This window comes from Anaerosacchariphilus polymeriproducens (assembly GCF_003363435.1).
GTDB lineage: Bacteria > Bacillota > Clostridia > Lachnospirales > Lachnospiraceae > Anaerosacchariphilus > Anaerosacchariphilus polymeriproducens.
The window spans coordinates 273,863-300,472 of sequence record NZ_QRCT01000012.1; the positions used below are offsets into that span (position 1 = coordinate 273,863).

Here is a 26,610-nt window from a genome sequence, read left to right on the forward strand (position 1 = left end):
AATTGCGATTAATACTGTAAGAAAGAAGGAAAAATATTATGAATGTAATTGGTATTTCGGCATATTTTCATGATTCTTCATGTGTACTGATCCGGGACGGAAAAGTTGTATGTGCAGCATCTGAGGAGAGATTTTCACGTTTTAAAAATGACTCCAGACTTCCTGTCCGAGCATTTCGGTATTGTCTGGAAGCTGGTGATATTACAATAACAGATATAGATTGTATTGCATATTATGAAAATCCATATAAAAAGTTGTCACGTCAAATAGAACATAATTTCAACCAATCTGCTGATAAAGAACTTAAGTGGATAGACTGTCAAAGATCATTTCGTGAAATTAAAGAAATCTTAGGATATGAAGGAGAAATTAAATATTACGATCATCATTTATCTCATGCTGCAGGAAGTTACTTTTTTTCAGGGTTTGATAATGCGGCAATATTAACAACAGATGGTGTTGGTGAGTGGGATTCTACTACATTTGGTGAAGCGAAAGGTCTTAATATAGAATTACACGGGGGTATTAAGTATCCGAATTCTGTAGGATTGTTTTATAGCACAATTACGAATTATCTCGGTTTTAAAGTCTTGAGTGGTGAATATAAGGTTATGGGTTTAGCGCCTTATGGTAAACCAGTATATGTAGAAAAACTTCGTAAATTGTATTCAATGCCGAACGAATTAGATTTTCAATTAGATATGAATTATTTCGATTTTGGACAAATTCAAAGGATGTATACAGATGAATTTATCGAATACATAGGCTTTGAACCAAGAATTCCTGAATCAGAATTGAAACAAGAGCATAAAGATTTGGCGAAAAGCTTACAAGTGGTTTTAGAAGAAATCTTATTAAAGCAAGTTTGCGAATTAAAAAAAAGGGTCAATTCCCCTAATTTATGTTTATCAGGTGGCGTCGCATTAAATTGTGTTGCGACACATGCAATTCGTGAATCACGCATATTTGATCATATATTTGTTCAGCCGGCAGCTGGAGATTCCGGATCTGCATTTGGTGCAGCAGCCCTAGCTTACATAGAATTAAACGGACATAAAAGTGGATGCGAACCTTTTAGTCATGTTTATTTTGGTCCTGAATATGAAAAAGAAGAGATATATAATATTTTAAGTACAATGGAAATTGAAGCAATTGATCTTAGAGACAACAGACAAAAATTAAATGAGGAAGTTGTTGATAGAATCATTCAGGGTAAAGTGATTGGCTGGTTTCAAGGGCGGATGGAATTTGGTCCAAGAGCTTTAGGACACAGAAGTATTCTCGCAGATCCAAGAGATCCTGCTATGCGTGAAAAGCTGAATGATTTGGTTAAAAAACGAGAAGGGTTCAGACCATTTGCTCCTGCAGTATTAGAAGAGTATACGAAGCAGCATATAGATTTGGAAATGTCATCTCCATACATGCTAGAGACTTGCCAGGTAAAATCTAATTTAGATTTGCCTGCGATTACACATGTGGATGGTTCTTGTCGTCCACAAACGGTTACTGCTGATACAAATCCAGAGTTTCATTCTCTTATCACAGCATTTTATAAACGCACAGGCTGTCCGATTTTAGTAAATACATCATTTAATGTTCGCAGCGAGCCTATTGTTTGCAGTCCAATTGATGCATTGAGATGTTTTGGGAATTCAGGAATTGATGTTCTTGTATTAGGAGATTTTATTATTGATAGAACTATGCTATCTGAAAAGTTTATTCAAATGGCAAAAAGTGATTTTGATTTTGTAAAGCCCCCTGAAGATCTTTTTAATGGAAGGCAAATTGAAGCTATTTATACTTTTATTTGATAAGTGAGGTGGAAAAACTATGAATTCATATATGGAAAAATTAACACAAGTGTTACAGGCAGAAGATGAGTCGGGATTGGAATTATTAAGACTTATGCAACTGCAACTTTTTAGTGAAGATGATACAAATATAATGACAAGTAATATCCCCAAAACTGAGAAAGATGAGAATGGTTTCCATGCAATTGGAACCTGGCACCCAGCGAAACAAGATGAGGAGATTGTATTTAAAAGAATAGTACAATCGGATTCAGTTTTTTGGGAAAGTACATGCGGCCAGTTTAAGTTAAGAAAAAAAGAGGTTGATAAACGGGTTTGTTTTATAGGAGAATCCGTTGCTGCAGGAATGTTTTTCACGCCAGCGATAACTCCGGCTAAAGTGTTATCTAATTATCTAAAAGTTAATTCCAATCACTTATGGGAAGTGATGGATTTGACTAAAAATTGTATGAATGCCGGAGCACTGATAGAAACTTGTAAAAATTCTTTACAACTAAAGCCCGATTATATTGTTATAGTAGCAGGAAACAACTGGTTTTCAGACCTTATGGTCGAACACAATGGGGCTTTTTCAAGGCGGAAAAAGTATGCCGATTCTATAGACAAAAATGGTCTATTAGGAGTTATTGAAACTTATCGAAAAAATACAAAAAAGTTAGCTAAAAATATTATGAAACAAATTAATAATATGGCAGCTGACAATAGAAAAACAAAATTTATATTTGCTATCCCTCCATTAAATTATTTTGATTGGGAAAGAAGAGTGCCATTGCATTGGCTTAATAATGACAAAACATTGGAATGGTATCAAAATTATCGTTTAGCAATAGAATCATATAATACTAGAAATTTTGAAAGTGCGTTAAAATTTGGAAAAAGAATGTACGAGATAGATGAAGGATATAATTCTACATCGAGTAGAATTATTGCAAACTGTTATACTGCATTAGGAAAGAATGAGGATGCTTATAAATACTTTGAATCGGAATGTGATAACTCCCTTATATTTGATGAATTCACATCATTTCCTGGTGTCTCAACATTTATTCGCAGAGAATACAATGAGAATAATTCTTCTTGTCCTAATATAGAGTTTATTGATCTGGAAAAAATATTAATAGAATATTCTGGTATTACAGTGTTAGGTAAAAAAGTATTTGTAGACTACTGTCATCTTAATCCAGAAGGTTTCCATATAGTAATGGCTCCCATTGCTAGTCTAATTATAAATAGTGTGAATGATAATAAAAAAGATTGGACTTATTTAATAGAAAATACTTCTTCATTAGAGACTGACCCATCTGCGTTAGCAGTATCATATTTTTGTGCGGCTTTATATAATTCGCATTTAAATAGGCCTGTTACATATGAATTTGATATTAAAAAATATTGTGATTTATTTCAGAAGGCGGTTGACTACGATAAAACAGTACTTGATATTATGGAATTATATGTAAAAGCGAGGAGTTGTGCAAAAGGGGCAGGTTTTACTTTAAGTAAATCTGGTCAAAAATTATTTGAACTTATGAATTCGCCATTAGATTTTCCGGTAGCACAAGAGGCGCCGGGAGTTGATGCATTGACTATTGAAGCGATTTGCAGAACGTTAGAAGATAATGGATATAAAGGGAATAACTTACGAAAGGAATATCAGACCCCTTATATAAAAGCATTGGATAGAGGAATTGATTTAACTGAGCCAGCGTATATTGAGTGGATTAATTCCCACATAAGAATGGCAATGGATTCAGAAAATGGAACACGTAGAATTCTTCCTTTTTACAGGTCATGGTGGCCAAGTTCTTTCTTTTCATTGGTTGCAGATGGAGAACAAGATTTAAAAGTAGAATTAACATGCAGATTGCCAATAGGTAATAGTCGAAAAAATAATACAGTCCAAGTTTTTATAAACAACCATGAAGTAGGTACAATGACTGTGAACACAATGTGGACGAAGCAAAGTTTTGTTATTTCATCTGAAGTAATTAGAAAAGGTTTTAACAGACTTTCAATAGAATGGCCAATTATACAACAGAATGAAAAACAAAAATTATTAGAACTAAAACAAAGGTATTATAAAGGATTAAACGTTGATTTTTTCCCGATTTTAGGGGAAGTCCATTCTTTTATTGTACAGAAATATGGTATTAATCAATAATAGAAAAGGAGGAAGGGATTTTTAAATCCCAAGATATATATATGAAATATTATAGTATTCCGGCTGATTTTAAATTAGAAACGATTGATAAATATGTAGAATTAAATGAGAAATACACGAATTCGAAAGTGCAGGAAACATATGGAAATATTACACTTGGAAATATATATGGTTCAGGAAGATCGGCCGATACACTTCCTGAGTTAGACAAAAATAAATTAAAACAGTATGTTAAGTATTCTATGAATCATGGAATTGGGTTTGACTATACACTAAATGCACCTTCGATTAAAAATATGGAAATTACAAACTCCGGACTTATAAGAATTAAAGAATTTTTAAAAGCAATATGTGATATAGGAATCGATTCAATGACAGTAAGTTTACCATCTTTAATTGAAATTATTAAATCAGTAAATCCTGAATTGAAAGTAAAGGCTTCTGCTATTTCATCTATTAATACTCCTAATAAAGCACGTGCATATAAAAATTTGGGAGTTGATAGAATCGTTGCCGAAGAAGCGGTAAACAGAGATTTTAGAACACTTAAAGAGATAAGAAATAGTTTTGGGGATAAGGTAGAAGTCATTACCAACGTTGTATGTTATAAAAATTGTATATATAGACAGTTTCATTACAATAGCTATATTTTTGATTCAGTTGAATATGATTCCAGCTATAAATATTATATAACAAGATGTAGTCAGAGAATGTTAAATGATCCAAGTATTTTTCTAAAAAATAGTTGGATCAGGCCGGAAGACATCAAAGAATATGAAAAAATAGGCATTAAGTATTTTAAAATACAGGGGCGAGATGTAATAAAAACTGCTGATCCGGCCAGAGCGGTCGAATATTATTTTAAGGAGTCATTCGAAGGGAATCTCTGGGAATTAATTATGCTCTTTGATAAAAATTTTATACCATCTGTATATATTGATAATAAAAAGCTAGATGATTTTATACGACCTTTTATTGAAGAAGAAAATTTTTGCAGAAATATGTGCGATAAGTGTGGGTACTGTGATAGTTTTATTGAAAAAGTGATGGACTTACATAATGTAGAAAGAATCAGAAATTACGTTAATTCTGATAAATATGATAAATTTAGCAAGGATTTAAAGGAATTAAGAGGGGAGAAATGATAGATGATAGCTAGGAATGGATTAAGAAAAATAATTGATACAGGATTTGCTTTTCAACAAGCAAAGGTATTATTGGCAGCGTTGGAATTTGATATGTTTACAATACTTGACAAAGGTGGAATGACAGGTGAGCAAATAAGAGAAAAACTAAAATTACACCCGCGTGGACTGTGGGACTTTTTAGATTGCTTACTTTGTCTTGGCATTTTAAAACGTGATGGTGTAGGTGTGAAAGCGATTTACAGTAATTCAGAGGAGGCTGAATTATATTTAAATAAAAAGAGTCCTTATTATGCAGGTGGTATTCTTGAACTTGCTAATTCAAGACTATATAATTTATGGGATAATTTGACAGATGCATTAAAAAATGGGAAACCTCAAAATGAAATTTTATATAAAGGAAAAACATATTATGAAAATATTTATTCGGATCCAAAACTCACAGAAGACTTTGCAAATGCAATGGCAGGTGCTTCAGGTGAAAACTATCGGTTATTATCCAAAAAATTTGATTTTTCAAGATATAATTCTTTATGTGATATAGGAGGATCTACAGCCTTACTTTCAATATGCGTTGCAAAAGAATATGACAATATAATTTGTACAAGCTTTGATTTAGACGCTATGGAGACTATTGCAAAGAAAAATGTAATAAGGCATAGATTAGATGAAAGAATAAAGATTGTCTCCGGCAATTTTTTAAACGATCCGTTACCAAAAGCAGAAATCATTACGATGGGAATGATATTACATAATTGGAATTTGGAAACCAAAAAAAATCTAATTACAGCAGTTTATGAAGCATTACCAAGTGATGGCGTATTTATAGTGATAGAAATGATGATAGATGATGAACGTAGGGAGTGTTGTGCTGGGTTTTTACAATCGCTAAATATGTTATTGGAATTTGGCGAAGCATTTGACTTTTCGATACAAGAGTTAAAGTCGTGGTGTAACAAAATAGGTTTCAAAAGATACGATGTAATAAATCTAAATGGACCGTTTTCTGCTGTAATCGCATATAAATAGTTAAAATTTAGGAGGATTATTTTGAACGACAAATTAGATGTTACAACAGATAATGTTATAAGATTATTTTTCACTTATGCAATACCTACTATACTTGGAATGATGGCGATTTGTTCTGCATCAATCATAGATGGTATATTTTTAGGGAGATATATTGGTCCTAAGGCTCTGGCTGTTATTAACTTGATTGTTCCATATGTTTCTTTTCTACTTGGAATTACAACTATGTTGAGTGCAGGAGGTTGTGTACTTAGTGGCAAATTAATTGGTGAGAGAAATAATAAAGGTGCTTCCGAAGCATTTTCAAAAGTTATTCAAATAATGGTATTTTTTATAGTTATTACATGTATTTTAGTTCTAATATTTCCATATCATCTTGCACATATACTGGGGGCTAATAAAGATATCATAAATGAGGTAGTAGTATATATAAAAAATTATACATACTTTTTACCATTTCAGTTACTAGGGATTGGAATCAGTTTTTTTGCAAGAGTTAATGGTAAACCTGGTTTGTCTTCATTTGCGTTATTATTTAGTGCGATAATGAATGTGATACTTGATTTTGTATTAATAGTAATATTCAGTTTGGGAATAAAGGGTGCTGCATTGGCTACCGGAATATCACAGTCTATGACATTTTTTATTTTAATCCCTATTTTTTTTAGTAAAAAAAGTACTTTGCACTTCGTAAAGTCGGCAAAATTCACAAAAGACATTTTATTTTCAATGTTTAATGGAATTTCAGAGTTTTTAAATGAAACTTCAAGTGGAATTGTAGCTTTTGCTTTTAATCATGTATTAATGATACAGTCAGGAGTAGAAGGTGTAGCAGCATTTACTACGATTAATTTTTTCCTGTATAGTAGCTGCCTTATTGACTATGGAGTTGCAACATCAATGAATGGTCCGATTAGTATCAACTATGGTGCAGAAAAACTGAAGCGAGTTTATAAATTTATGAAAGTATCAATACTATTCACTTTGATGCTGGGGATTTGTATTGCAAGTACGTTATACTTACTTGATGATATTTGGATTACTATCTTCTTGAAGAATAAAGAGGAAAAAATATCTGAATTGGCATTAGCTTATATTGGTATGTTATGGCCGGCTTTTTTAATTAATGGAATCAATATTGTAATAACTGGTTATTTTACAAGTACATTAAAACCAATGTTATCATTTGTCTTTTCTATTCTTAGGTCATTGTTATTGCCTATCATATTTATTTTAATATTAAATTATTTGTTTATGAATGAAAAAGTGTTTCTATCGATTCCCTTGGCAGAAGTGATAACGCTGTTCATTTCGTTGACATATTTATATCTTAAGAAAAGGAAAGAGTTAATTAATAGATAGGCAGCCGAAATAATTCTTTATAGACTAAGTAGAGAATAGTTTTATAAGGAGGAACGAGATTGGAAGAGTTAAAATATTCATTAGAAAAGCTTCATTTTAACACATATAAAATAAAGGAGTTAAAAATTGGAAGAGATTTTATAATAATTGGAGGACCGTGTAGTATTGAATCAGAGGAACAGATTATAAGAATCGGTAAATTGATAAAAAAATATGGTGGTAATGTTATCAGAGGTGGCGCTTTTAAACCGCGTACATCTCCATATTCCTTTCAAGGATTAGGTATGAAAGGGTTAGAATACTTGAAGGAAGCTGGAGATATTACCGGTTTACCTGTAATAACTGAAGTCCTGGATGTTAGGGACTTAGAAAACGCAGTGAAGTATGTGGATATGATACAAGTTGGAGCACGTAATGCACAATGTTATTCTTTGCTAAAAGAATTAGGAAAAATTGATATACCGGTAGTTTTGAAAAATGGGTTAAATACTTCTATACATGAATGGCTATGTAGTGCAGAGTATATTTTGAGTGGTGGTAATCATAAAGTGATTTTATGTGAAAGGGGAATCCGGACATCAGAGAATTATACCAGAAATACAATGGATTTAAGCGCTGTAGCTGCAATAAAGTATTTAACAAATTTACCAATTATTACAGATCCCTCACATGGAACTGGTAAAAGGGAACTCATAGAAAAGATGAGTCTTAGCAGTATAATGGCAGGAAGTGATGGTATTATGATAGAAGTCCATGATTATCCAGAAAAAGCACTAAGTGATGGAGAACAGGCACTGTTGCCTAAAGAATTTGGTGCTATAGTAAGTAAGTCGGCATCACTGGTTTCAGTTCGAGAAAAATTATATCAGGAAGATAATATATGTTAAGGAGGTTTTGTATGATAAAACATGAATCCAAAAAGCAAAAAACGATTGGATTGATATCCATTGGACAATCGAAAAACAGTGAATTGATAGACGAAATAGAAGGAGTACTTGATAAATCTATAAAAATAAAACGAATAGGAATTTTAGATTCTTACAATAGAGAGGAGATAATAGAAAAATTTAGGTTGGACAACCCTCACAGATTACTCATATCAACATTGGATGATGGTACAGAGGTTGTTATGAACGAAGAGATAGTGATAGATGAAGTTCAACGTTGTATTAACCAGATTGAAGATTCTGTAGACTTGATGTTATTATTGTGTACGTCAGAATTTCCAAGATTGAATGCTAATAAACCACTCATTATTCCTAATGAAGTGTTACATGAGGTTGTTAAGAACTTCGCACAAGAAAGTGATAAAATAGGTGTGGTGGTACCTGATCACGGACAAATTGAACACTGCAAAAAGTCATGGATTAAAATTGGTCTAAATCCCATAGTAAAGTCTATACCCCCATATTCACATAAAAATAAGTTGATGGAAGTTGCAAATGCGTTTAAATTTGAGAATAATTTAAATCTAATTGTGTTAGATTGCATGGGATATACCGCAGAGATGGAGACTTTGCTAAGAGAAGAAACCGGTAAAACAGTTATACTATCAAGAGCAAGTATTGCCTATAAGGTGAAAGAACTGATTTATTTTTGATATGAAATATTAAATTTTAGTATCAGATTTTAATAACGAATATAATATAAGATCAATAACTCCTTGCCCCTTCCAAATGCAAAAAAGTATAGTTATCTTCTTGTAATATAAAATTTATTTATGTAAAATGATAACAGAAAACACTGGGAGAAATGTATTATGATAAAGAACAAATTAGTTAGTCGTGGGATAGATTATATCATGCAACATCTTAATGAGGATATTACCATTGAAGATGTTGCATGTTATTGTCATTTTTCTAAATATTACTTTAGCAGAGTCTTTAAAGAGGAAACTGGAGAAAGTATTTATGCATTCATTAAACGATTAAAAATGGAGCAAAGTGCATTGAGACTGAAGATTGAAAAGGATAGAACCATTACAGACATTGGAATAGTTTTTGGATATAGTCCTTCCAATTATAGTTCTGTGTTCAAAAAACATCATAATGTCTCTCCAGCAGAATTCAGAAAGCGTATAAATACTACCTGTATCCCCCATCCTTTTTATCAGAATAAGAGTGCTGGGTTTAAATCTTTTGAAGAATATGATCGAAAAATTAAAATACAGGAATTAGATGATTTCTTTGTTATTTATGAAAGACATATTGGAAACTATATTGAATTGGGAAGAAATTGGTTTAATTTTTTGGAAAAGTATAAAGACCTTATTAATGAAGATACACTTATGATTGAAAGATCCTATGATGATCCTTCGATAACTAGTATAGAGCAATGTTTGTATGATATTTGTATTACGGTCGATAAGAACTGTTCCCTTGATAATGTTACTATGATTCAAGGGGGCAAATTTGCTGCTTGCCGTTTTAAAGGATCTATAAAAGATATTTTTTATTCATATCAAGGGCTTTTTAATATTTGGCTGCCAAATAGTGGTTATGAAATGGATGAAAGGTATGGATTGGATATATATCGGTCGGTAGATTGTGAAAACATGCATGTTGTAATGGATATATGTATACCCATAAAATAGAGTAAATTTAGAAAATATAAGAAAGTATTGATATAATTTCTCAAAAAGGCTGGAATTTATGAAATAACTTGACAATGTTTTTTACAAAAGATAAAATATAACAGTGTTATTTTAGTTTTAATAAAGTTTATCTATGAGGTTCTAATGAACCTCAAAAAAATGCAATAAGGTTAGATAAAACTAACTGCAAGGCATAGAAATTTTTTTAGGGGGGTGCTATTCGTATTAGTAGAATAAAAAGACTAGGATATTATTTTAACATATTTAGATGGGAGGAGAAACAGTATGTCAACATCGAAAAAAAGTTTTATTTTAAAAAGGTTTATACCCTACATGGGTAAGAAAAAAGTTCTTTTACCTTTGTCGTTAATCTTATCAGGAATATCTGCGATTCTTAATATCTTGCCATTTTTACTTGTGTGGTACATAATACGCGATATTTTATCTTCGAAGTCGATAGATATTACAAATATTAGTTTTTATGCGTGGTTAGCATTTGCAAGTGCAATAGGAGGAATCGTTATATATTTTTTAGCGCTTATGAGTTCGCATCTTGCTGCTTTTCGAGTTGAGGTGGGAATGCAGAAAGTTGGAATGGAAAAAATACTTGATATGCCTCTTGGATTTTTTGATAAACATTTAAGCGGTAAAATACGAAAGATCGTTAACGATGGAGCGGCAACGACTCATACATTTCTGGCACATCAGCTCCCAGATATGGCTGGCAGTATTGTGTCACCTGTTATTCTTATGATTCTGATTTTTTTTGTGGACTGGAGAATGGGTGTAGCTTCGTTAGTCCCAATCGCTTTAGGTTTTGTAACGATGAGATTTATGATGAGCGCTGAAGGGAAGAAGTTTCAAAAAATGTATTATGATTCTTTAGAGGAAATGAGTTCAGAATCAGTGGAATATATCCGTGGGATTCCGGTTGTAAAAACATTTGGTCAGACTATTTTTTCTTTTAAACGATTCTATAACAGCATAATGAAATATAAAGAGATGGTTCATGCATATACGCTGCTTTGGCAAAAGCCGATGTCATTTTATAGTACTGTTATGCAATCTGCGGCATTCTTTCTGATTCCAATGGCTATTTTTTTGATAGGAAGAGGAGAAAATCTCCCACTTGTGCTTGCTGATTTTGTTTTTTATATTCTTATATCACCAATTTTTACGATGTTATTAATGAAATCGATGCATTTTCAGCAAAATACTATGATAGCAGAGCAGGCAATTGATAGACTGGATAACCTTTTAGATTATCCTGGTATGAAATATTCCAAGAAGGAGAAAAGAATAAATAATTATAGTTTGGAGTTTAAAGATGTAGTGTTTTCCTATGAAGGAAGTGAGAAGCGGGTTATTGATAAAATCAGCTTCCAATTAAAAGAAGGAGAAACGATTGCACTGGTAGGAGCTTCTGGAGGAGGAAAAACAACAATTACCCGATTAGCTGCACGTTTTTGGGATGTAGATGAAGGGGAAGTATTGATTGGAGGAATCAATGTTAAGGATATTTCTAAAAAAGAGCTGATGGAAAGTATTTCTTTGGTTTTTCAAAATACAAAGTTATTTAAAGGTTCATTAAGAGAAAATATAATTTTTGGTAAAGAAAATGCGAATGAAGAAGAAATCAATAAAGCAATTGAATTTTCACAATCAAGAGAAATTATTGATAATCTCAAAGACGGAATTGATACGGTAATTGGAACGAAAGGAACTTATCTTTCAGGAGGGGAGCAACAAAGAATTGCGCTTGCCAGAGCAATGGTAAAGAATGCACCCATTGTGCTTTTAGATGAAGCTACTGCCTTTGCAGATCCAGAAAATGAACACTTGATTCAAAAAGCTCTTAAAGAACTTAGCCGTGGAAAAACAACAATTATGATTGCGCATCGTCTCACAAGTGTACAAAATGTAGATCGGATATTAGTTGTAGATAATGGAAAAATTGCAGAAGAAGGAACGCATGAAGAATTGTTGAATAAGGGTGGTGTTTATAAAAAGATGTGGGATGAATATCAAGAATCTGTTGCATGGAAAATTGTTTCTAAAGATGTCAATATAGGAGGTCAATATGCTTAAGTATTTTCAAAATAAATATGCCATGTCAGAAAAAGGCGCAAAAGACCTTTTTCGTGCAATTATTTGGACTGTCGTAGTTGATATTAGTTATATGCTTCCGATTATGCTTGGTTTTAAATTTCTGGAAGAATACATGAGTATGGTTATAAAATCTACAGATAGTCCGAAAAGTAGTTTGATATATTATATGGTTATGTCGGTAGTATTTTTTATTGTAATGCTAGCTATTGCATATTTTCAGTATAATTCAACCTATACCAAGATATATGAAGAAAGTGCAAGAAGACGGATAAGTTTGGCTGAAACATTGAGAAGGCTGCCGTTAGCTTTTTTTGGAAAGAAGGATATTGCGGATTTAAGTTCCACGATAATGGAAGATGCTACACAGATAGAAATGCTCTTTTCTCATTCAGTTCCTCAAATTTATGCAGCCGTAGTGACTGTTTTTATTATGGGAGTAATGATGTTTTTTTATAATTGGAAGTTGTCATTAGCTGTATTTTGGGTAGTGCCGGTCTCAATTTTAGTTTTCTATTTGTCGAGAAAGCTTCAAAATAGCATGCATGAAAAATTCTATCATATAAAGAGGGATATTTCTGATAAAATTCAAGAGGGATTAGACTCTGCTCAAGAAATAAAATCTTATAATAGAGAAGATACTTTTTCAAATTCTTTGAATTCCAAACTTGACAATTATGAAAAACTTTTGATTAAAGGAGAACTTTTGATAGGAGCGTTTATTAATCTGTCCTATGTGTTTTTAAAACTAGGTCTTCCAAGTGTTATATTATACGGTGCGTATCTATTGTCAACGGGTGAAGTGAGTATTTTTACATACCTAGTATTTCTTGTGGTTACAGCACGTATTTATAATCCAATTATGGATGCAATGAATAATTTTGCATTACTTTTGTATCTGAACGTACGTATAAAACGCATGAAAGAGATGGATGAAATGCCAAGACAAAATGGAAAATCCGAATTTAACCCTAAAAACTATGATATCGAATTTAAAGATGTTAGTTTTTCATATCAAGAGGGAGTGCAAACATTAAATAGAGTAAATTTCGTAGCAAAGCAAGGAGAAGTGACAGCACTTGTAGGTCCTTCCGGTGGAGGGAAAAGCACAATAGCAAAGTTGACTGCAAGATTTTGGGATATAGAAAAAGGTGTTATTACTTTAGGCGGTGAGGATATTTCATTAATTGATCCTGAAACGCTTCTGAATCATTACTCAATTGTTTTTCAGGATGTTACACTTTTTAATTCAAGCGTTATGGATAATATTCGTCTTGGAAAAAAAGATGCAACTGATGAAGAAGTAATAAAAGCAGCAAAGCTTGCGCAATGTGATGAATTTGTTGAAAAGCTTCCGCAAGGATATAATACCTTAATTGGCGAAAACGGAGAAAGATTATCCGGAGGTGAAAGACAACGAATATCAATAGCAAGAGCGATATTAAAAGATGCACCAATTATCTTGCTTGATGAAGCCACAGCATCTCTTGATGCAGAAAATGAAAGTAAAATTCAAAATGCACTTGGCGCACTTGTAAAAAATAAGACGGTTTTAATTATTGCCCATCGTATGAGGACTGTTTTAGGAGCAGATAAAATTGTCGTTATGAAAGATGGTTTTATTACAGAGACGGGCACACCTTTGGAATTGAAAGAAAAGCAAGGTACTTTTTCATCAATGCTAAAGACGCAATATCAAGATAATTCTTTGATATGCAGCTAAAAATTTATATTTTCACTTGTTAACTGTGCCTAAATGTTATATAATAAAACTAACAAAATAAAGAATCGGACATGTTACTGGTGAAGCAGGCAGGATCCCTAAAAATAATGATATCATTATTATTTTTAGAGATCTTTTTTTGTTAGTTATTGTTTTGGCCAAAATTTAAGTTTATTCAAATAATTCGAAGAGGAGAATTTAATATGGATTACAAAAAAACAGCAACTGACATTCTAAATTACGTTGGTAATGTGAATAATGTTTCTCACTTAGAGCATTGTTCTACAAGATTAAGATTTTCACTTATTGATAATAAAAAAGTTGATGTAAAAGCTCTAGAAAAGGTTCCGGGCGTTTTGGGCGTATCTATGGCAGCCCAATGTCAAGTTATCGTAGGAAACAATGTAGTTGAAATTTACGATGAGATACTAAAACTTGGACAATTTGAAAAGAATGCCAAGAAAACAAGTACAGAAAAGAAAAAAATAGGAGATTTTATTTTAGATTTTATAATCAGCATTTTTCAACCTATTATTCCGGCTGTTGCTGGTGCTGGAATGTTAAAGGCCATGTTACTTTTATTGTCCATGTTACATCTTATAGATAAGACAAGTCAGACTTTTCTTATTCTAAGTTATATTGGCGATGCAGTCTTTTACTTTTTACCAATTATGGTTGCCATTACTACATCCACAAAATTGAAGGTGAATAATTTAGTTTCCGTGGGTGTTATATGTGCACTTTTACTTCCGAATATGACAACACTTCTAAGTGAAGGAGCCTCCTTTTTGTCAATTCCTATTACAAATGTTTCGTATCCGTCACAAGTATTTCCTGCTATTTTAAGTGTTATTTTTTATTCCTTCATGGAAAAATTTTTCACTAAGATATCACCAAAATCAATACGTATTTTCTTTGTGCCAATGGTCTCATTGTTAGTCACAGTACCAATTACGCTATTGTTATTAGGGCCTATCGGATTTTTCTTTGGTACAGGATTAACTAATGTTATATTATTTTTATTTCAAAAATTTGGTTGGATAGCAGTAGGCCTTGTAGCTGCGATATTACCATTTATGATTGCTACTGGTATGCATAAAGTATTAGTTCCATATGCAATATCATCCATTACAGGAGTAGGTAAAGAGCTGTTATACTTACCGGCATCTTTAGCTCACAATATATCCCAAAGCGGAGCTTGTTTTGCGGTAGCACTTCGTACAAAAAATACAGAACTAAAGTCAACAGCATTATCTGCAGGTATCTCAGCTCTATTTGGTATTACGGAACCAGCTCTTTATGGTGTGACCTTACAAAGAAAAAGGGTACTTGCCGGTGTTATGATTTCAAGTTTTATTGGCGGCTTAAGTATTGGTTTATTTGGGGTAGCAGCATTTGCTCTTGTAGGGCCAGGTCTAGCAAGTATTTCAATGTATATCGATGAGAGTAACGGAAGTAATTTTATTTTTGCAATAATAGGTTTTGTAGTATCTTTTGTAGTATCATTTGTAGTAACCTTTATTTTATGGAAAGAAGATACAGGTAAACAGGATATTTTAATAAATGAAGATGAGATAAGTAAAGAGGAAAAGACTGTCAGCATGATAGCTAGTGACAGTACAGTTAGCATTGTACAACCAATTAAAGGCGAGGTAATACCTCTTAACGAAGTGAAGGATGATATTTTTTCTAAAAAGATATTAGGGGACGGATTTGCTGTTAAACCAGTAGATGGAAATTTATATGCACCTTGTGATGGAGAAGTAATGATGTTATTTGATACAAAACATTCCATTGCCCTGAAAGCTCAAAACGGAGCAGAATTGCTGATTCATATAGGAATTGATACCGTTCAACTTGATGGGAGACCCTTTGAACCCAAAATAAAAATAGGTGATAAAGTAAAAGCTGGGGATCTGCTTATAAAATTTAATCTGAATGAAATTAAATCTTCAGGCTTTGACAGCGTAATACCGGTAGTGATTACGAATAGTGCTCATTATTTCATCGATAAAAATTCTTATATAAAAGAAAATAATCAAAATGTAATTATGGAAATTTCAAAAATGGAGGTACAATAATGGAAAATTTATTTCCAAAGGATTTTTTTTGGGGAGGTGCCATTGCGGCAAATCAATGTGAAGGTGCTTATTTAGAAGATGGAAAGGGAGAAAGTACCCAAGACCATGTAAGTGCAGCAGCATTTAATAAAACAAGAAAGGTATATGAAAGCATAGAAAAAGATGTTTATTTTCCATCGCATGTAGGGATAGATTTTTATCATAATTATAAAGAGGATATTAAGTTGTTTGCTGAAATGGGATTTAAAATGTTTCGCTTCTCTATCGCATGGTCAAGAATTTTCCCAACAGGAGTCGAAGATACTCCAAATGAAGCAGGCTTAGAATTTTATGATAATGTATTGAAAGAATTAAAAAAATATAATATAGAACCTCTTGTAACGATATCTCATTATGAATCTCCATTTTATTTAACAAGAAAGTATAATGGATGGTATAGTAGAGAAACAATCGATCATTTTGTTAAATACTGTGAAGTTTTATTTAAAAGATATAAAAATGATGTTACATATTGGATTACCTTTAATGAAATTAATTGTTTGACTTTAGATATAAAAGCGTTCCAAGGAGGAGCATTATTATATGATGAAAATGGGGCACCGGTACAACCGAAGCAGATACCGGATAATATGCGCTATCAGGCTCTGCATCATCAATTTGTGGCGAGTGCAGAAGTTGTAAAACTTGCTAAGACAATTAATCCTGATTTTAAATTGGGATGTATGCTGGCGTACATGTGCCAATATCCATTGACATGTAGACCTGAAGATATGATGTTAGCAAACGAAGCTATGCAGCTTAGAAATTATTTATGCGGAGACGTACATATCAGGGGATATTATCCTTCATTTGCAAAAAAATATTTTGAAAGACAGAACATCTCAATTAAAATGGACTCCAAAGATGAAAAAATACTTAGGGAAGGAACTGTAGATTTTTGCGCATTCAGTTATTATCAAAGTATCTGTGTAAGTACAAATCCGAATGAAGAACGGATCCAGGGAAACATATTAGATGGTATAAAAAATCCATATGTAAAAGTCAGTGATTGGGGTTGGCAGATAGATCCAATTGGATTAAGATGGACATTGCACCAATTATATGATAGATATCAAATACCTTTGATGATTGCAGAAAATGGTCTTGGAGCGAATGACATATTAGAAGAGAATGGTAGTATCAATGATACCTATCGTATCGATTATTTACGTTCCCATATAAAAGAAATTGGTAAAGCCATTTCAGAAGGGATAGAAATCATGGGATATACTTGGTGGGGGCCAATTGACATGGTTTCATTAGGGACTGGCGAAATGAAGAAACGATATGGCTTTATCTATGTCGATCGTGATAACGAAGGAAAAGGTTCGTTAAAACGTTATAAGAAAAAATCATTTGAATGGTATAAAAAAGTGATAGCAAGTAACGGAAATAATATAGAAGATTAAAATAAGTATTGGAGGAGTTGCTTTGTATACGATAGAGAAGGTATTAAATTCGAGTGTGGTTTTAGCAAATAATGAAGATGGAAAAAAGTTTATTTTGCTTGGAAAAGGAATAGGTTATGGTAAAAAAACGGGTATGATTATCAATAAGCAAAGTGTTGAGCAGATCTTTATACCTGTAGATAATAAAGAATTGGATAGAATCAATTACCTAGTAAATACAATTCCTCCAAAACTGATTGAAGTAACGCAAGATATTATCACATATGCTCAAAATGTATTGAACGTAAATTTTAATGATAGTCTATATTTTATTTTAGCGGACCATTTGAATTTCGCTATTAAGCGTTATATAGAAAATATCAAAATAACAAATAAAGTATTTTGGGAAATTAAAAATTTTTATTCTAAGGAATTTGCTGTAGGGTTGTATGCTCTGAAATTAATTAACACCAAATTTAATATTACTCTTCCGGAAGAAGAAGCAGCGAATATTGTATTTCATTTAATAAATGCACAAAATGAAAAAGAAGAATCTTTAGATGCTATGAAATCTGCAAAGTTAGTGGGAGTTGTCGTGAATATAGTAAAGTATTCCTTAAATACTAAAATAGATGCTGAAAGTATACATTACTCAAGGTTCATCACTCATATTAAATATTTTGTAGAACGATTTTTTTCTAATAAGTTATTAGACGATAACGACAATACTCTTTATGAACAAATGAAGAATAAATATGAAGAAGCATTTCTCTGTGCTATGAAAATTGACGAGTATTTTCATGAAAAATATCAATTACATTTACCATTTGAAGAAATGGCATATTTAGTAGTTCATATTCAAAGGCTTAATGCAGTTGAGGAACAATTTTAACGAGGAATATACAAAGATATGAATGGAAATAAAATATTATAATACAACAGATTTAGCGAGAATGTTCAATATTCATCCAAATACCGTAAGACTAACTAAATGTTATATAAAAATAATCAATCAAGAAATTATAATAGCTGAAAAGTAGTATTACAATTAAACGCAAATAAAAGAAGAAAACGAGAGGATAGAGTTAAGCTGATTGAAAAATTTTTGGTTGAAACTAGCGTATAGTTAAGGTGCAGGTGTGTTGTTTTGTTTGGTCAAAAATGTTAATATAAATTTTAATAGTAATATTATAACTACCATAAAAAGATAATTTAAAGTTTATATGGTGTTTTATTTAAGCAAAAAGATTCGTAAATGGAGGATTTTGTATGACAGAATTATTTACCCTGCCTTTGCTATTTGAGATGGAAGAAATGAGTTTTTATATCTATCCGGTTGTAATAAAAAATAACGATAGTTTAATTATGGTCGATGTTGGATATCCAATGTTCTTATCAGATATTGAAAAGGCTTTTGACAAAATAGGATTAAATATACATAATCTCACGCAAGTTATTTTGACACATTATGATCACGATCATATGGGAGCTGCAAATGAGCTTATCGAAAAATATCCTAATATTGAAGTGAAATGTTCTAAGGAACAAGAACCATATATTTTAGGAAAGAAGAAATCATTACGGTTAGAACTGGCTGAAAGAAATGGAGAAACGTTAAAAGGTGATGCTAAAAAATTCAATGATGGATTTATCCAAATGTTGAGAAGTGTCAAATATTTAGACAATGTTACTACGCTGTCTGATGGCGATATGATATGTGATGGAGTAAAAGTCATTGAGACTCCTGGGCATATGCCAGGACATATATCACTATATTTTGAGCCTGAGAAAACACTGATTAGTGGAGATATGTTAGTTTCTGAAGATGGTGTGCTTGCGATTGCTGATAAGCGTTTTGTATTAGATGAAGAAGAGGAAATTAAATCAATAGAAAAAATTATGAATTATGATATCGAAAAAATAATTTGCTATCATGGCGGTGAGTATTCAAGTAATAGAATAAAAGAGGAATTAAGAGATATTATTAATAATGGATATAGTAATTAAGAATTCTATTGTTACTTATTTGATTTATTTTAAAGTGTATCTGATGATACACTTTTTTTATTTCCGTTGTATTAAAATAAACATATGTAATAAATGTACTGATAGATAAAATTACATAAAAGGAAGGATAAAAGATATGGATGGAGTAGCAGAAAAAAAGATAATTACTCCTGCTTTGGAAAATTACTTAAAAACGATACTGGAACTTTATGAACGAAATGGTGAAGTAAGAGTTACGTCTATTTCTCTTATGCTCGGTGTGACGAAAGCAACGGTATCACAAACTGAAGCTTGAAGAATATTTATTAAAATCCAAATAAAACTGAGGTGAATAAAATATGAATGTTATTTTTAATCTGGTAAGAGAAAAAAAGATTGACCTGATAATTTATGTGTTAACAGTAGTAAGCAGCTTAATGTTAGTTATCGTCTCTTTTGCACTGGTATACAAGATAATAACATTATGATTTTTCAAAATGCTGAATCAGCCCTAATTATAGATTACAAATTTAATAAAATCTTAATTTACATCCAGTAAATTTTAAGTGTTAAACTTATCACATAAAGTTGAAGATTAAATTAAGAAGAGGAGAATCAAATGAAAGCAAAAGTTTTGGGAATTACAGCAGGACGAGAAAACGGTAACAGTGAAATATTGTTAAAAGAGGCATTGCATTATTGTGAAGAAGCCGGAGCAGATGTCACCATGATTAATTTGAGGAATTATAATATAATGGATTGTACTGGATGTACTTCTTGTGTAACGGGTATGCTGCATGGCAAGAATGTAGGTTGCGTATTAGACAAGAAAGATGATAAGAAAAAGATTATGGATGTATTATTTGAAAGTGATGCGGTTATAGTTTCAGCACCTACATATGACTTAATGGCATGTTCGACCTTTGCTCAATTCGCCCAAAGAAGTTTGAGTTATGAAACTTCTTTTTTAGAATCAATTGGTGCAATAGAATATAAAGACAGAGTCAGTGCTTTAATTGCAGTTGGAGGTTCTACTCGTACATGGCAGTCTATGGCACTTGAATCCATGCAGGCAGCGATGTTTACAGTTGATTTAAAAGTCATAGATATGTATCTTGCAACAAGAGTACCGGCACCTGCACAGTGTTTAATTCATGATGATATGATTGCAAGAGCCAGAAAAGTAGGCGAGAATATAATGACTGCAATTAATACACCGGCAAAGGAACGTAAATGGCTTGGAGAAGAAGATATGGGATGGTGCCCGAACTGTCATTCCAACGCATTGATTCTTGGAGAAGAACAATGGGACGGAACGAGTTTTCCGGTGGAATGTCAGGTATGCGGCGCAGGTGGAACATTAGTGAAGGCGGATAATGATAAGTGGAAATTTGTAATACAAGAGGATGGATTGTGCTGCGATCGTACAACTGTAAAAGGAAGAGCAAATCACTTAATTGAGATTGAGTCTACACAGGGAGAGTTCTTTAGGAATCCAGAAAAGTGTGATATTGTAAAGAAAAAAATTGTAAAATATAAAGCCATGAAGTTTAAGACAATCCAGTGATTCAGCGTTGACAATAATATCGAATAATAATATAATTACTAAAAAATACAAATTTAATCATGTAACTGGCGGATAATATGAAGAATCATATGGGGAGCATGATTATAAAAAATTATCGACCGCCTGGGTAGGTTCATTTACCCAGGCGGTTTTATTATTGCTATCCAATCCGTCTGATGATTTGTTTAGGAGGTTTATAAAATGTATCAATTAAAATATGGTTGTAATCCAAATCAAAAACCAGCCGAAATTCGTTCTGTTGCCGGGGAGTTACCATTTAAGGTACTTAACGGGACACCAGGGTATATTAATTTTATGGATGCTTTCAATTCTTGGCAGCTTGTTAAGGAGTTGAAAAGTGTGATTGGTATGCCGGCAGCGGCTTCGTTTAAGCATGTTAGTCCGGCTGGTGCAGCCATAGGATTACCATTAACTGAAGAACTTAAAAAGGCATATTTAGTGGAAGAAACGGATTTATCACCAGTTGCTACGGCATATGTACGTGCAAGAGGGGCAGATAGAGTATCCTCTTATGGCGATTGGGCCGCACTTAGTGATATCGTAGATACATCGACTGCACTTATTTTAAAAAAAGAAGTATCAGATGGAATCATTGCGCCCGGCTATACGCAGGAAGCATTAGAAATTCTTAAACAAAAAAAAGGTGGTAAATATAATATTATTGAAATCGATACGTCTTATGAACCGTATGAAATAGAAACAAGGCAGATTTTTGGGATAGAGTTTGTACAAAAGCGAAATAATTACAGACCAAGTTCTGAAGATTTGAAAAATATTGTAACGAAAACGCAGGATCTTTCTGAACATTCAAAAAGAGATATGTTATTAGCGATGATAACACTGAAATATACGCAGTCTAATTCTGTTTGTTATGTATCAGATGGTCAGGTAATAGGTTGTGGAGCAGGTCAGCAATCAAGAATACATTGTACAAGACTTGCAGGTGATAAAGCAGATATTTGGTTTTTAAAGCAACATCCAAAAGTGTTAAATCTTAAATTTAAACAGGGTGTTGGAAGAACGGAAAGAGATAATGCAATTGATTTATTTGTCAGAAACGATGTCACTTCGTATGAATTTAATATGTTGAATCATGTTTTAGAAGCGCCTCCAGAAAGACTTACGGAATATGAGAAGGAAAAGTGGATTGAAGGTTTGAAAAATATAACCTTAGGTTCTGATGCATTTTTCCCATTCAGAGATAATATTGACCGTGCATATCGAAGTGGAGTAAAATACATTGTACAGCCGGGCGGGGCACTTAGAGATGAAATAGTGATAAACGCATGTAATGAATATAAAATGGTAATGGCAATGACTGGAGTCAGATTATTCCACCATTAGAAGTATAAGAACAAATCCCTTACTTTTTGATGTGAGGGATTTATTTGTGTAAATTAGCTTAAATCAAGATATTACTTGACAGAACCAAATAAAAGTATATAATATGAGTATACTCATATGAGTGCACTCATATAAAAAGGAGGGATTTTATGACTAGAATAGGGAATGAAAAGAAAATGATGATTCGAAACAATATTTTAAAGGTTTCTAAGGAATTGTTCCTGACAAAAGGTTATGATAAGACAAGTACAAGTGAGATTGCCAAAGCGGTAGGAATCGCGGAGGGCACTATATTTAACTATTTTAAAACGAAAGCTGAAATTTTCCTAGGAATCATGTCTGAGGATTTTTGTAGTCTTACACCGGAAGAGCTGCAGGAAATTGAATATAGTAATGGCGTAGTAGATATTTTCATGGAATTTATCGAAAAAAGTTTAAAAAAGATATTCATTTTACCGAAGCGTGTATTAATTGAAATGGGAATTATCGTTATGAATACTGCAAAATCAAAACCAGATGTAATTAAAAAAATGGCAGCGATTGATTTTAAATTTATGGATCAGACAATGGATATCATTAGAAAACTGGAGCAAGATGGAATTATCAAAGATTGTGATGAAAAAGTTTTTAGTGAATTAATTTATAGCGCTGTGATGTATGACTTTTTAATGTATATTTATGAAAAAGAATGCAGCATTGAAATGGCAAAGAAAAATTTGAGAAAGAAGCTTGAATTTTTGTGCAAGGGCTGTTTATAGGAGGAGGTTTTTAAATGTTTTTAGAAGTTAATAATCTAGTAAAAAAATATCAAACGGGCAAGGTGACCTTTCAGGCTTTAAAAAATACTTCCTTTACTATGGAACAGGGGCAGATTGGCGTTATTCTTGGGCCTTCAGGCTCGGGAAAATCTACATTGCTGAATATCATCGGTGGAATAGATTATGCCGATCAAGGAAGAGTATCCGTAGGAGGAATTGAGATTACCCAAATGTCCGATAAACAGTTAACGGAATATCGAAGAAGCTCGGTTGGATTTGTATTTCAGTTTTATAATTTAATTCCAAATTTAACAGTATACGAAAATATAGAGGTATCATCAAATATTACAAAAGACAGTATCAAGATTGATGAAATGCTTGAGGCAGTCGGTATGAAAGAATTTCGAGACAGATTTCCCAGAGAGCTCAGTGGTGGGCAGCAGCAGAGAGTATCCATCGCACGCGCTCTTATCAAAAAACCTAAACTCCTATTTTGTGATGAACCTACGGGTGCATTGGATTACAATACTTCTAAGGAGATATTAAAATTGCTCCAGGAAGTAAATCGTAAATATCATACTACAATTCTTATCATTACCCATAATAATGCAATTGCTGGAATTGCGCATAGAAAACTTCGTTTGAGAAGCGGGGAGATTGTAGAAGATATGTTGAACGAGAATGTCGTTTCAGCAGAAAGGATTGAATGGTAAATGATAATCAATAAGAAAATCATACGAAATATCAAAGAACAAAAGGTACCATATATTGGATCGATAGTATTGATAGCTTTAAGCAGTATGCTTTTTATTGTTTTTAATATTATGGGAACCAATGTTACTAAAAATTTAGCTGAATTTAAAGAAGACTATGTTCAGGAGGATGCAAGTTTTGTTGTCCAGTCTCCACTTAAAAATATCTCTGAATTGGAAAGTAAATATAATTTGATATTAGAAGAGCGAAACAGTGCGGATTACGCTTATGATAAAAAATCTACCCTTCGTGTATTGAGTAAAACAAAAAAGGTTAATCAATATGTTGTATTGAATGGGGAGGATATCAAAAATAACGATGAGATACTAATCGACCCAGAGTTTGCAAAGGCTCATCGTATTAAGCTTAAACAGAAAATTAAACTATTTCAAAGATCATATACCGTAATAGGATTTGTCTCAACTCCGGATTATATCTATCCTTTGAAAACGGAGGGAGATATGATGAAAAATCCCTCAACGTTTGGAATCGCAGTTGTAAATAGTCAAAATTTTAAAACAGGTATAGAGAATTCTACTTTTTACAGTGTCAAATATAAAGAGGACAAAACCGATGCTTTTAAAAAGGAGATGCAACAGAACCATACAATTATTCAATGGACGGATCGTCAGGATAACATGAGAATGACATTTATTGAAGGTGATTTAAAGGGCGTGGAGCCGATGGGTAAGATTATGCCGGTTACGATTCTTTTCATTACTTGTATTCTTGTATCCGTAGTTTTTGGGAGGCTTTTGAAGCAGGAATTCTCTCAGTTGGGTGTACTATACGCACTTGGTTATCGGAAGATGGAAATACGGATGCATTATCTTACATATTCCATATACATTTCCCTGTTAGGCGGATTGCTTGGAACATTAGCTGGATGTGTAGCGGCAAAGCCCTTTATAACTTATGTAACTACCTTTTACAGTCTTCCTATTTTTGAAATACAGTTTGATATTAAATACATTTTAATTGCTTTTTTATTACCAATGGCATTCTTGATTCCAACTACCATGATTGTTATAGGAAAGGCAATGAGATTATCACCACTTCAACTTTTACGTGGGGAAGGAAGTAAAACCAAGATTGGTTTTCTGGAGAAAAAGTTAAAATTGCAGAGATTTCGCTTTATTACAAAATTTCAGATTCGAGAGGTGGTTAGAAACACTCGAAGAACAATACTATTAGTAATAGGTGTTACCTTTGCTTCCTCATTGCTTTTGGTAGGCTTTTCTACTAAGGATTCTATGGATTACTTAGTAAATAACAGTTTTAATGATGTATATCATTATAATTACCAGTATGTTTTTAATTCCTTTCAAACTGAACAGGAAATGAATGGAGCAACTGCTTCTTTTGCGCCATTTACTTCTGTTGATAATGAAAAATCCGAAAATAGTTTCTTGCTATATGGACTGTCCAAGGATTCATGGTTTATTAAACTCAAGGATCCGCTGGGAAAAGAAATTGATTTGAATCAGGTAATTATAACAAAACCGTTAGCTGAGAAATATGATTTACAAGAGGGTGATACTTTTCATATAAAAAGTAAACTAGATGCAAAAGATTTTTCTATTAAAATTGATAAGGTAGCCGAGAGTTATATGGGCGAAAGTGCATATATGCCACTTGAAATGTTTAATAAGTTGTGTGGCTATCCTGAGGGAAGTTATCTACAGATATATTCGAATCAGAAGCTTAATATAGAACCCGGAAAATTACTTTATGAGATTAATAAAGAGGATATAATCGATGGGTATCAACAAATTATGAAACCTTTTCAATCATTAATAGGTGTGATAGGTGTAATTGCTTTTATAATCGGACTGATTATTATTTATGTCGTTACAACATTAATTATAGAAGAAAATAAGAGCAGCGTATCTTTACTCAAAATTTTGGGATATCGAAAGAAAGAACTTTTTTCAATGATACTAAATGCAAATACCAGCTTGGTAGTATTGGGTTATCTTTTATCCATACCTTTGGTTCTTTACTCATTAGATATATTTTTTAAGATAATGACAGAAGAAATGAGTATGAGTATTCCGGTCAAATTGCATTATATTTATTTGTTAATTGGTTTCGTATTTATTATAGTTACTTATGAAATGGCAAAATTTCTGAATCGAAAAAAGATACAGAGAATTTCTATGGCAGACAGTTTGAAAAATCGTATGGAATAATTTTATAATGAAAGAATTTTCTCAAGCTTATCTAAGTCTTTCATTTCAATGGTTCGTTTTTGAAAGGATATGATTCCCTCTTGTTGCATATATCTTAATTCCCTGGAAAGAGATGTTCTTGAAACATTTATAAATTCTGCCCATTCTTTTTTTGAAAAAGGCAGAGTTATAATCTGAGAGCCATTCATCTTATATTCATGTAACAAGTATCCAGATATCTTTTCACGGATGGAATCAAGCGATAAGATTGCAATCTTACTTTTTGAGGTCAGGGTTGAATTTGAAATGTATTCTAAATAATTTAACAGAATTGCATTATCCAGTTCAAATAATTTGAGTAGATCTGTTTTGGTAAGCAGAAGAACTTCAGATGGGCGGTAAGCTACAAAAGTATCTAAATAATGTTTAAACATAGAAAAAATGGAGGATTCAGCCAGCATAGATCCTTCTTTTTTTCGTTCTATTATAATAACTTTACCTGAATTCGGCTGACTTTTGTATCTGAAAAGATACCATATTTTGTGCTCTATTCATTGAAAATGCCACATGTTATA

General features: G+C 32.4%; 21 protein-coding genes and 1 riboswitch. Of the genes, 20 read left to right on the forward strand and 1 reads right to left on the reverse strand.

The features are described 5' to 3' along the window. The first annotated feature begins 38 nt into the window (after positions 1–38). From DWV06_RS04130 to DWV06_RS04225, 20 genes are all read left to right on the forward strand, one after another. A complete protein-coding gene (locus tag DWV06_RS04130; RefSeq protein WP_115480894.1) occupies positions 39–1,811 on the forward strand; it encodes a carbamoyltransferase family protein in 1,773 nt (590 codons plus the stop codon). Positions 1,812–1,830: 19 nt separating this feature from the next. Then, entirely contained in the window at positions 1,831–3,969 is a 2,139-nt protein-coding gene (locus DWV06_RS04135; protein ID WP_115480895.1) for a hypothetical protein, read from the forward strand. 41 nt (positions 3,970–4,010) lie between these two features. Next, the gene (locus DWV06_RS04140; protein WP_115480896.1) at positions 4,011–5,114 is read left to right on the forward strand and encodes a U32 family peptidase; all 1,104 of its coding nucleotides are present in this window, start codon (positions 4,011–4,013) and stop codon (positions 5,112–5,114) included. Between the two features lie 3 nt (positions 5,115–5,117). Next, positions 5,118–6,143 carry a methyltransferase gene (locus tag DWV06_RS04145; RefSeq protein WP_115480897.1) on the forward strand — a complete coding sequence of 342 codons (1,026 nt, stop codon included), beginning with the start codon at positions 5,118–5,120 and terminating at the stop codon, positions 6,141–6,143. Between the two features lie 21 nt (positions 6,144–6,164). Beyond that, positions 6,165–7,505 (forward strand): MATE family efflux transporter, encoded by a 1,341-nt coding sequence (locus DWV06_RS04150; protein ID WP_115480898.1) that lies wholly within the window; start codon positions 6,165–6,167, stop codon positions 7,503–7,505. A gap of 59 nt (positions 7,506–7,564) precedes the next feature. Beyond that, entirely contained in the window at positions 7,565–8,392 is an 828-nt protein-coding gene (aroF, locus tag DWV06_RS04155) for a 3-deoxy-7-phosphoheptulonate synthase (protein WP_115480899.1), read from the forward strand. A gap of 11 nt (positions 8,393–8,403) precedes the next feature. Then, a complete protein-coding gene (locus DWV06_RS04160) occupies positions 8,404–9,105 on the forward strand; it encodes an AroM family protein (protein ID WP_162300571.1) in 702 nt (233 codons plus the stop codon). Positions 9,106–9,264: 159 nt separating this feature from the next. Then, positions 9,265–10,098 carry an AraC family transcriptional regulator gene (locus DWV06_RS04165; RefSeq protein ID WP_115480901.1) on the forward strand — a complete coding sequence of 278 codons (834 nt, stop codon included), beginning with the start codon at positions 9,265–9,267 and terminating at the stop codon, positions 10,096–10,098. A 285-nt stretch (positions 10,099–10,383) separates the two neighbouring features. Further along, positions 10,384–12,186 carry an ABC transporter ATP-binding protein gene (locus DWV06_RS04170; protein WP_115480902.1) on the forward strand — a complete coding sequence of 601 codons (1,803 nt, stop codon included), beginning with the start codon at positions 10,384–10,386 and terminating at the stop codon, positions 12,184–12,186. After that, the gene (locus tag DWV06_RS04175; RefSeq protein ID WP_115480903.1) at positions 12,179–13,927 is read left to right on the forward strand and encodes an ABC transporter ATP-binding protein; all 1,749 of its coding nucleotides are present in this window, start codon (positions 12,179–12,181) and stop codon (positions 13,925–13,927) included. Before DWV06_RS04170 ends, DWV06_RS04175 begins: the two co-directional genes overlap by 8 nt. A 203-nt stretch (positions 13,928–14,130) precedes the next feature. Next, positions 14,131–16,008, forward strand: coding sequence for a beta-glucoside-specific PTS transporter subunit IIABC (locus DWV06_RS04180; RefSeq protein ID WP_115480904.1), 1,878 nt, complete (start codon positions 14,131–14,133; stop codon positions 16,006–16,008). Beyond that, entirely contained in the window at positions 16,008–17,456 is a 1,449-nt protein-coding gene (locus DWV06_RS04185; protein ID WP_115480905.1) for a glycoside hydrolase family 1 protein, read from the forward strand. The genes DWV06_RS04180 and DWV06_RS04185 overlap by 1 nt, the downstream gene beginning before the upstream one ends. Before the next feature lie 22 nt (positions 17,457–17,478). After that, positions 17,479–18,327 (forward strand): BglG family transcription antiterminator LicT, encoded by an 849-nt coding sequence (gene licT / locus DWV06_RS04190; protein ID WP_115480906.1) that lies wholly within the window; start codon positions 17,479–17,481, stop codon positions 18,325–18,327. 377 nt (positions 18,328–18,704) lie between these two features. Beyond that, positions 18,705–19,442 (forward strand): MBL fold metallo-hydrolase, encoded by a 738-nt coding sequence (locus DWV06_RS04195; RefSeq protein ID WP_115480907.1) that lies wholly within the window; start codon positions 18,705–18,707, stop codon positions 19,440–19,442. 136 nt (positions 19,443–19,578) lie between these two features. Next, positions 19,579–19,737: a helix-turn-helix domain-containing protein gene (locus tag DWV06_RS04200; RefSeq protein WP_115480908.1), complete on the forward strand. Its 159-nt coding sequence runs from the start codon at positions 19,579–19,581 to the stop codon at positions 19,735–19,737. 303 nt (positions 19,738–20,040) lie between these two features. After that, positions 20,041–20,988 (forward strand): flavodoxin family protein, encoded by a 948-nt coding sequence (locus tag DWV06_RS04205; protein ID WP_115480909.1) that lies wholly within the window; start codon positions 20,041–20,043, stop codon positions 20,986–20,988. A gap of 51 nt (positions 20,989–21,039) precedes the next feature. Further along, a riboswitch (ZMP/ZTP riboswitch) is annotated at positions 21,040–21,124 on the forward strand. 65 nt (positions 21,125–21,189) lie between these two features. Further along, on the forward strand, positions 21,190–22,353 hold the full coding sequence (locus tag DWV06_RS04210; RefSeq protein ID WP_115480910.1) for a phosphoribosylaminoimidazolecarboxamide formyltransferase: 1,164 nt from the start codon (positions 21,190–21,192) through the stop codon (positions 22,351–22,353). A 149-nt stretch (positions 22,354–22,502) separates the two neighbouring features. Then, entirely contained in the window at positions 22,503–23,111 is a 609-nt protein-coding gene (locus DWV06_RS04215; RefSeq protein WP_115480911.1) for a TetR/AcrR family transcriptional regulator, read from the forward strand. Positions 23,112–23,125: 14 nt separating this feature from the next. Next, a complete protein-coding gene (locus DWV06_RS04220; protein ID WP_115480912.1) occupies positions 23,126–23,824 on the forward strand; it encodes an ABC transporter ATP-binding protein in 699 nt (232 codons plus the stop codon). Continuing rightward, entirely contained in the window at positions 23,825–26,056 is a 2,232-nt protein-coding gene (locus DWV06_RS04225; protein ID WP_115480913.1) for an ABC transporter permease, read from the forward strand. Positions 26,057–26,058: 2 nt separating this feature from the next. Here DWV06_RS04225 and DWV06_RS04230 read toward each other — a convergent pair whose 3' ends face one another. After that, positions 26,059–26,496 (reverse strand): Crp/Fnr family transcriptional regulator, encoded by a 438-nt coding sequence (locus DWV06_RS04230; RefSeq protein ID WP_115480914.1) that lies wholly within the window; start codon positions 26,494–26,496, stop codon positions 26,059–26,061. Between the last annotated feature and the right edge of the window lie 114 nt (positions 26,497–26,610).

Excerpts from the sequence above, each read along its gene's own strand:
- DWV06_RS04165 (WP_115480901.1), top strand. The coding sequence starts at position 9,265 with ATGATAAAGAACAAATTAGTTAGTCGTGGGATAGATTATATCATGCAA.
- DWV06_RS04215 (WP_115480911.1), top strand. The coding sequence starts at position 22,503 with ATGACTAGAATAGGGAATGAAAAGAAAATGATGATTCGAAACAATATT.
- DWV06_RS04195 (WP_115480907.1), top strand. The coding sequence starts at position 18,705 with ATGACAGAATTATTTACCCTGCCTTTGCTATTTGAGATGGAAGAAATG.
- DWV06_RS04225 (WP_115480913.1), top strand. The coding sequence starts at position 23,825 with ATGATAATCAATAAGAAAATCATACGAAATATCAAAGAACAAAAGGTA.
- DWV06_RS04140 (WP_115480896.1), top strand. The coding sequence starts at position 4,011 with ATGAAATATTATAGTATTCCGGCTGATTTTAAATTAGAAACGATTGAT.
- DWV06_RS04230 (WP_115480914.1), bottom strand. The coding sequence starts at position 26,496 with ATGCTGGCTGAATCCTCCATTTTTTCTATGTTTAAACATTATTTAGAT.
- DWV06_RS04205 (WP_115480909.1), top strand. The coding sequence starts at position 20,041 with ATGAAAGCAAAAGTTTTGGGAATTACAGCAGGACGAGAAAACGGTAAC.
- DWV06_RS04170 (WP_115480902.1), top strand. The coding sequence starts at position 10,384 with ATGTCAACATCGAAAAAAAGTTTTATTTTAAAAAGGTTTATACCCTAC.
- DWV06_RS04145 (WP_115480897.1), top strand. The coding sequence starts at position 5,118 with ATGATAGCTAGGAATGGATTAAGAAAAATAATTGATACAGGATTTGCT.
- DWV06_RS04135 (WP_115480895.1), top strand. The coding sequence starts at position 1,831 with ATGAATTCATATATGGAAAAATTAACACAAGTGTTACAGGCAGAAGAT.
- DWV06_RS04220 (WP_115480912.1), top strand. The coding sequence starts at position 23,126 with ATGTTTTTAGAAGTTAATAATCTAGTAAAAAAATATCAAACGGGCAAG.
- DWV06_RS04180 (WP_115480904.1), top strand. The coding sequence starts at position 14,131 with ATGGATTACAAAAAAACAGCAACTGACATTCTAAATTACGTTGGTAAT.
- DWV06_RS04185 (WP_115480905.1), top strand. The coding sequence starts at position 16,008 with ATGGAAAATTTATTTCCAAAGGATTTTTTTTGGGGAGGTGCCATTGCG.
- DWV06_RS04200 (WP_115480908.1), top strand. The coding sequence starts at position 19,579 with ATGGATGGAGTAGCAGAAAAAAAGATAATTACTCCTGCTTTGGAAAAT.
- DWV06_RS04130 (WP_115480894.1), top strand. The coding sequence starts at position 39 with ATGAATGTAATTGGTATTTCGGCATATTTTCATGATTCTTCATGTGTA.
- DWV06_RS04210 (WP_115480910.1), top strand. The coding sequence starts at position 21,190 with ATGTATCAATTAAAATATGGTTGTAATCCAAATCAAAAACCAGCCGAA.
- DWV06_RS04175 (WP_115480903.1), top strand. The coding sequence starts at position 12,179 with ATGCTTAAGTATTTTCAAAATAAATATGCCATGTCAGAAAAAGGCGCA.
- DWV06_RS04160 (WP_162300571.1), top strand. The coding sequence starts at position 8,404 with ATGATAAAACATGAATCCAAAAAGCAAAAAACGATTGGATTGATATCC.